The sequence below is a fragment of the Actinomadura sp. NPDC048032 genome, assembly GCF_040653175.1.
Lineage (GTDB): Bacteria > Actinomycetota > Actinomycetes > Streptosporangiales > Streptosporangiaceae > Spirillospora > Spirillospora verrucosospora.
The window spans coordinates 1-5,958 of the sequence record NZ_JBEZJP010000469.1; the positions used below are offsets into that span (position 1 = coordinate 1).

Here is a 5,958-nt window from a genome sequence, read left to right on the forward strand (position 1 = left end):
GCGATGAGGGCCTCGACCAGCGCCGTTGGTGCCGGTCAGGCCTTCCGACGAGAGGCGTGACCCGTGAGTGAGAGAGCACCCGCCAAAGCGGGGCCGGCGTGCCCGAGATCTAGGCCGTCCCCTGACACGGAGCCAGCAGGAGTCGGCGTTCCTGGTGCCGGTGTTCGGCGCGATGACCGTCGTGGCCGCCGTCGCCGGGCAGGGCGGGCGCCGGTCCGCTAGCGCGGGACGTACAGGCGGATGTCGTCCACCTGCGCCGAGCCCTCGTAGAAGTTCATGTGCGGGTCACCGATCATGAACCGGTCGGGGTAGGCGGACCCGGCCGGCCAGGTGTCGCGGTCGACGAGGGTGCCGCCCGGCCCCGTCCAGGTCCAGTCGGCGTTGAACCGGCCGTCGTACTCGCCGGGCTTCTGGTTGTAGTGCCAGATCGGCTCGCCGTCCTGGACGAACGAGCGCGTGTAGCGCAGGGTCGCCTTCCCCACGTGCGCGAAGACCCCGGACATCTCCATCGTGTAGGCGCCGTCGCGCCGCTCCACGGCGAACGTGTACGGCTCGGCGGGCAGCAGCTCGGGCCTCAGGTCGACGGTCGAGACGATGGCGCCGCCCTTGCGCAGCCCGCACTCGCTCTCCATGAGGTACTCGGTGCCCGGCATGGTCGGGTAGCGGCGGTCGTCGGTCATGAAGATCGCGTTGACGCCGTTGCCCGTCCCGGCGGAGTACGGCTCGTACTGCCCGGTGGCCGGGTTGCAGTACAGCAGGCCCTTGCCGGTGTACTTGTAGCGGTTGTAGCCGTCCATGGCGACCTTGCGATGGCCGTGGACGAACACGTTGTTGTGCGGCGCCACCTGCCGGTAGTCCATGATCGACATGTAGTAGAAGCCGTTGGAGTCGGTCCGGACGTCGGCCCACTCGCACTCGGGCCGCGCGTAGTCGCCGCCGGACGCCCAGGGGAAGTTGGTCTTGCAGCCCTCCGGCGAGTAGCCGTTGACCCGGCCGTCCGGATAGTCCCACGACCCGTTCCGCCGGCCGCCGAAGTCCAGCCCGCGCAGCGTCATCTCCACCCGGTACTCGGCGGGCAGGTCGCGGGTCGAGCGGATGACGACGCCCGCCTGGTGGGCGGGCTCGTCCAGCCGGGCCACGCCCTTGCCGGAGGTGAGCGTGGGCGGCGCGTCCGGCCGGCCGTCCCCGTCGGCGTCGCGGGCGGCCAGCTCGGCGGTGAGCCAGCCGCGCTTCCCGAACGTGAACGACTTTCGGTAGGTCTTCATCTTCGCGAGCTGCGTCCGGAAGGCCGGGCCGCCCATCGTGTCGAAGTAGGCGCCGTCGTTGTCGTAGACATCGACGTCGTACGGACTGGACGGGCCGTCGCCGTCCGGCCTCCAGGGAGCCTTCGCGTCGTCGATGCGCCGGTCGAACGGCTCGGAGGCCACCAGCCTCCAGCCGTCCCTCGCCCCCGGCCGGCCCGCCTCCGCCTGGGCCGGCGCCGCGCTGAGCGCCGCCGGCATGAGCATCGGCAGGGCCAGCGCCACTGCGCCGCGCACGAGCTTCCTCATCTGGCCGCCTTCCTCGCCGCGGCGAGCGCGGCGTCGACACGGTCGTGATCGGCACCGTCTGCCGACCTGCCGAGACGGTAGTTCGGGCCCCCCGGCCATGACCACGGCAAACATCGCCAAAGTGGTATTGACCAGTCGCCATAATGGGACATACCGTGTGCGACGACAGGAACCGCGTCAAAGGAGGTGACAGGCGTGCCATCCGCCGGTGAGGGCCGGGCCGCGAGCACGAAACGGCAGGCGGTGCGCCGCGAGCTGCTGGCGATGTTGGACGATCTGGACGTCGGGGACGCGCTGCCGTCCGAGCGCCGGCTGGCCGAGGACCTCGGCGTCTCGCGGCCGACGCTGCGCCAGGCCATCGACGGGCTCGTGGCCGAGGGCCTGCTCGACCGGCGGCACGGCAGCGGGACCTACGTGGCCGAACCCCGGATCGCCGTGTCCCTGACCATGACCTCGTTCACCGAGGACATGATCAGGCGCGGGATGAAGCCGGGCGGCAGGGTGCTGTCGTTCCGCACCGAGACCGCGGGGGCGCGGATCGGCCGCCGGCTGGCCCTGTCGCCCGTCGAAGAGGTATTTACCATTCGGCGGCTCCGGCTGGCCGACGAGGCCCCCATGGCCATCGAGACCCTCTACCTGCCGCGGGCGCTCATGCCGGACCTGCGGCGGAGCGACCTGGAGGGGCGGTCGTTCTACGACCTGCTCCGGGGCAACGGCGTCGTGATCGCCTCGGGCACCGAGACCATCGAGCCGACCGTCACCACCGCCGAGGAGGCCGCCGAGCTCGGCGTCCCGGTGCACATGCCGGCGTTCCTGTTCGAGCGGATCACCAGGGACGCGGACGGCCGGCCGCTGGAGTACGTCCGGTCCCTCTACCGCGGCGACCGGTACCGGCTGGAACTGGACCTGCGACCACCGAACCACTGACCGCACGCCCGGGCGCCGCGTCCCGGGCGCACGATCGTCCGTCCGCGCTGACGGGGGCGACAGCGCACCACCCATCCCCCGAGATGTGAGGCGAGTTCACCATGGACGTCATCAAGGACATCCTCACCTTCCTGGCCGACAACGTGTTCGGCCAGGTGCCCATCCTCATCGGGCTCATCACGCTGGCGGGCCTGCTCCTGCAGCGCAAGCGGTTCGAGGACGTCTTCGCCGGGGCGCTGCGCGCCACGATCGGCGTGGTCATCCTGTTCATCGGCATCGAGGTCTTCACCGGCGGGCTGACGAGCTTCCAGACCGTGCTCGCCAGCGCGATGGGGACCACGCCGCCGAAGGCCGACAACACCCTCGCCGACTTCCTCGCCGACCAGGGCGGGACGATCGCGCTGGTGATCACGGTCGCGTTCCTGGCGCACGTGCTGGTCGTGCGGCTCTTCCCCGCGGCCCGGTACCTGTACCTGACCGGCCACCTGATGTTCTGGGTCAGCACGGTCACCGTCGCCTCCCTGGTGACGATCGCGCCCGGCGCCGACCAGCTCACGCTCGTGCTCTGCGGGGCCGGGTTCGTCGCCGCGTACTGGACGCTGCAGCCGCTGTGGATGCGCCCGCTGATGCGCCGCGTCATGCCGGACGACCGGTTCGGGTTCGCGCACACCAGCTCGCTCGCCTGCCTGATCACCGGCTACGCGGCCCGCCCGCTCGGCAGCCGCGACAAGCACGACACCGAGAAGCTGAAGCTGCCGCGGCAGCTGTCGTTCTTCAAGGACGTCAACGTCAGCACCGCGCTGATCATCACCGTGATCATGCTGGTCGGGGTCGCGTTCGCCGACCACGGCGTGGTCGCCAAGGCCACGGCCGAGATGGACGACAAGCTGTCGCCGTGGGTGTGGGCGGTCCTGGTGGGCCTGCGCTTCGCGGGCGGCATCGCGATCCTGCTGTTCGGCGTGCGGATGTTCCTCGGTGAGATCGTCCCGGCGTTCAAGGGGTTCAGCGACCGCGTCATCCCGGGCACCCGCCCCGCGCTCGACGCGCCCACCGTCTTCCCCGTCGCGCCGACCGCCGTCATGGTCGGGTTCGTCTCGTCGACCGTGGTGTTCCTGGTCTGCCTCGGCGTGTTCGCCGGCGCCGGCTGGTTCACCCTCGCCCCGCCCATGATCATGCTGTTCTTCGTGGGCGGCGCGGCGGCGCTGTTCGGGAACGTGGTGGCGGGCTGGCGCGGCGCCGTGCTCGGCGGCGTCGTCACCGGGCTGATCCTCGCCGTCGGGCAGGCCGTCACCTGGGGCCTGTACGAGCGGACCGCGCCCGAGCTGGCGACGCTCGCCGACCCCGACTGGTACGCGATCGGCTGGCTGCTGAAGGCCGCGGACCCGGTCGTCGGCGGCAACTCGATCTGGCTCGTCCCCGCGGTCGCGGTCGGCGCGATGATCACTACCCTGCTGCTCCTCGGCCGGGCCGAGAAGCGCCGGGCGGCGGAGGAGGAGGCGGCGGCGCCCGAGAGCGCGGCCCCCGCGGAGGCCTGACGGACCACGCAGGGCCCGCCGGACGTCCGCGCGGGCCCGACCGTCCCTACGAGGAGAGAAGGACGACATGGCACTGGACCGGCAACTGGAGATCCTCGCGGTCTGCGGCGTCGGCATGGGCTCCAGCCTGATGCTCAAGATGACCGCCGAGGACGCGCTGCGCTCGCTCGGCGTGGACGCCCGGGTGGAGAACACCGACGTGTCCACGGCGCGCGGGATGTCGCCCGACGTGGTGATCGGCCAGGGCATGCACACCGGCGAGATCGCCGACCTGGCGCCCGTGGTGATCACCATCAGCGACTTCCTGGACAAGGAGGGCCTGGAGGCCCAGCTCAGGGAGCGCCTCACCGAGCAGGGCTGGCTCTCGTGACGGCCCGTTCCGAGGGGGCGGCCGCCGGGGCCGCCGCGCCGGGCACGATCGTGGCCGCGGCGGACGGGGCGACGGCGGGCGACTGGCGGGAGGCCGTCCGCACGGCGGCCTCCGCCCTGGTCGCCGCGGGCGCGGCGGGCGCGGGCTACCCGGAGGCGTGCGTCCGGGTGGTGGAGGAGAACGGCCCGTACATCGTGCTGACCAAGGGGCTCGCGCTCGTCCACGCCCGCCCCGAGGAGGGCGGCCTGGCCGTCGGCGTCGGCGTGACCCGGCTGGCCGGGCCCGTCGAGTTCGGCCATCCCGACAACGACCCGGTCGACCTGCTGCTGGCGTTCTGCACGCCCGACCCCGACGCGCACGTCGGCACCCTGTCCGGGCTGGCGCGCGCGCTGTCGGGCGGACTCGCCGACCGCCTGCGCGCCGCTTCCGGCGAGGACGACCTCGCCCGCATCCTGAAGGAGGCTCTGCCGAATGCCTGACGCGGCGTCCTCGGGGTTCCCCGCCAGGGTGCGCTCCCTGCTCGACGACCTCGACTCGACCTCGGGCGGGGCGGCCGGCGACGCGGCCGCCCTGCTCCTCGACGCGATCGAGGCCGGCGGGATCGTGCACGTCGCCGGCGCCGGGCACTCCCTGGCGATGGTGTTCGAGACGTTCTACCGGGCCGGGGGCCTCGCCGCCGTCCGCCCGATCTGGGACCCGGCCGTCTTCCCGCTCGACCACGCGCTGCGCAGCACCCGCGCCGAGCGGCGGGACGGGGTGGGGCGCGCCGTCGTCGAGAAGGCCGCGCCCGCCCCGCCCGACGTGGCGGTGGTGTTCTCCACCAGCGGCCGCAACCCCTACCCGGTGGAGGTCGCGCGGGAGTGCGAGGCGCGGGGCGTGCCGGTCGTCGCGGTGACGTCGGCGCGGGCGTCGCGGGGCGCGGCGGCGCGGACCGACACGACCCTCGCCGACCACGCGGCCATCGTGCTCGACACCTGCGTCCCGCCCGGGGACGTGCTCCATCCGGCGGGCGCGCCGCGCACCGCGGCGGTCTCCACCGTCCTCGCCGCGTACGCGTGGGCGCGGGTGCTCGCCGACCTCGACGACCTGGCGGCGGCGCGCGGCGTGGAGCCGCCGCGCTGGACGAGCGCGAACGTCCCCGGCGGCGACGAGGTGAACGCCGCGCTGCTGGAGCGCTACCGCCACCGCGTCCCCGAGCTGACGGGCGAGGGCTGACCGGGGAACCGGGCATCCTCCCGCGGCGTTTCTCCTAGGGCCGGCCCACACCTGTTTGACATGATGCGGGGTCAACTTCGGACCTGAACGAGGAGCGAGATGACGACGAGACCGACCGGGGACGAACTGCTTGCCGTGTTCACGCGCGGGGACCTCGGCGGCGACGAGAAGCTCGACCTGATGGAGTTCACGCTCGTGCTGGAAGAGCTCGGACTGTCCTGGACGCGAGCCGAGACGCAGGACAGGTTCGAGAGGGCGGACAGCAACCTGAACCAACTCGCCCGACGCCACGGCGTATCCCGCTCCACCGCCCGCGCGGCCCTCATCACCCTCGAAACCGCCGGCCTGGTCACCTGCGTCC

The 5,958-nt window shown here is 72.7% G+C and carries 7 protein-coding genes; 6 read left to right on the forward strand and 1 reads right to left on the reverse strand.

The genetic code is table 11. The features are described 5' to 3' along the window. Positions 1-218: 218 nt before the first annotated feature. On the reverse strand, positions 219-1,550 hold the full coding sequence (locus AB0C69_RS36530) for a hypothetical protein (protein WP_360360105.1): 1,332 nt from the start codon (positions 1,548-1,550) through the stop codon (positions 219-221). 195 nt (positions 1,551-1,745) lie between these two features. On the opposite strand from AB0C69_RS36530, the gene AB0C69_RS36535 reads away from it, so the two are divergent. The 6 genes from AB0C69_RS36535 to AB0C69_RS36560 all read left to right on the forward strand — a co-directional run. Next, positions 1,746-2,477, forward strand: coding sequence for a GntR family transcriptional regulator (locus AB0C69_RS36535; RefSeq protein WP_360360108.1), 732 nt, complete (start codon positions 1,746-1,748; stop codon positions 2,475-2,477). 101 nt (positions 2,478-2,578) lie between these two features. Next, positions 2,579-4,012, forward strand: a complete 1,434-nt coding sequence (locus AB0C69_RS36540) for a PTS ascorbate transporter subunit IIC (RefSeq protein WP_360360111.1) — start codon at positions 2,579-2,581, stop codon at positions 4,010-4,012. A gap of 67 nt (positions 4,013-4,079) precedes the next feature. Further along, positions 4,080-4,382, forward strand: a complete 303-nt coding sequence (locus AB0C69_RS36545) for a PTS sugar transporter subunit IIB (protein WP_185024408.1) — start codon at positions 4,080-4,082, stop codon at positions 4,380-4,382. After that, positions 4,379-4,861: a PTS sugar transporter subunit IIA gene (locus AB0C69_RS36550; protein ID WP_345186762.1), complete on the forward strand. Its 483-nt coding sequence runs from the start codon at positions 4,379-4,381 to the stop codon at positions 4,859-4,861. Before AB0C69_RS36545 ends, AB0C69_RS36550 begins: the two co-directional genes overlap by 4 nt. Beyond that, the gene (locus AB0C69_RS36555; RefSeq protein ID WP_353835868.1) at positions 4,854-5,597 is read left to right on the forward strand and encodes a sugar isomerase domain-containing protein; all 744 of its coding nucleotides are present in this window, start codon (positions 4,854-4,856) and stop codon (positions 5,595-5,597) included. The genes AB0C69_RS36550 and AB0C69_RS36555 overlap by 8 nt, the downstream gene beginning before the upstream one ends. Positions 5,598-5,696: 99 nt before the next feature. Beyond that, on the forward strand, positions 5,697-5,958 hold a 262-nt coding region (locus AB0C69_RS36560; protein WP_360360115.1), incomplete at its 3' end, for a helix-turn-helix domain-containing protein.

What these genes read in the sequence shown, in the direction of transcription:
- AB0C69_RS36540 (WP_360360111.1), top strand. Translation starts at nt 2,579, where the DNA reads ATGGACGTCATCAAGGACATCCTCACCTTCCTGGCCGACAACGTGTTC.
- AB0C69_RS36530 (WP_360360105.1), bottom strand. Translation starts at nt 1,550, where the DNA reads ATGAGGAAGCTCGTGCGCGGCGCAGTGGCGCTGGCCCTGCCGATGCTC.
- AB0C69_RS36555 (WP_353835868.1), top strand. Translation starts at nt 4,854, where the DNA reads ATGCCTGACGCGGCGTCCTCGGGGTTCCCCGCCAGGGTGCGCTCCCTG.
- AB0C69_RS36545 (WP_185024408.1), top strand. Translation starts at nt 4,080, where the DNA reads ATGGCACTGGACCGGCAACTGGAGATCCTCGCGGTCTGCGGCGTCGGC.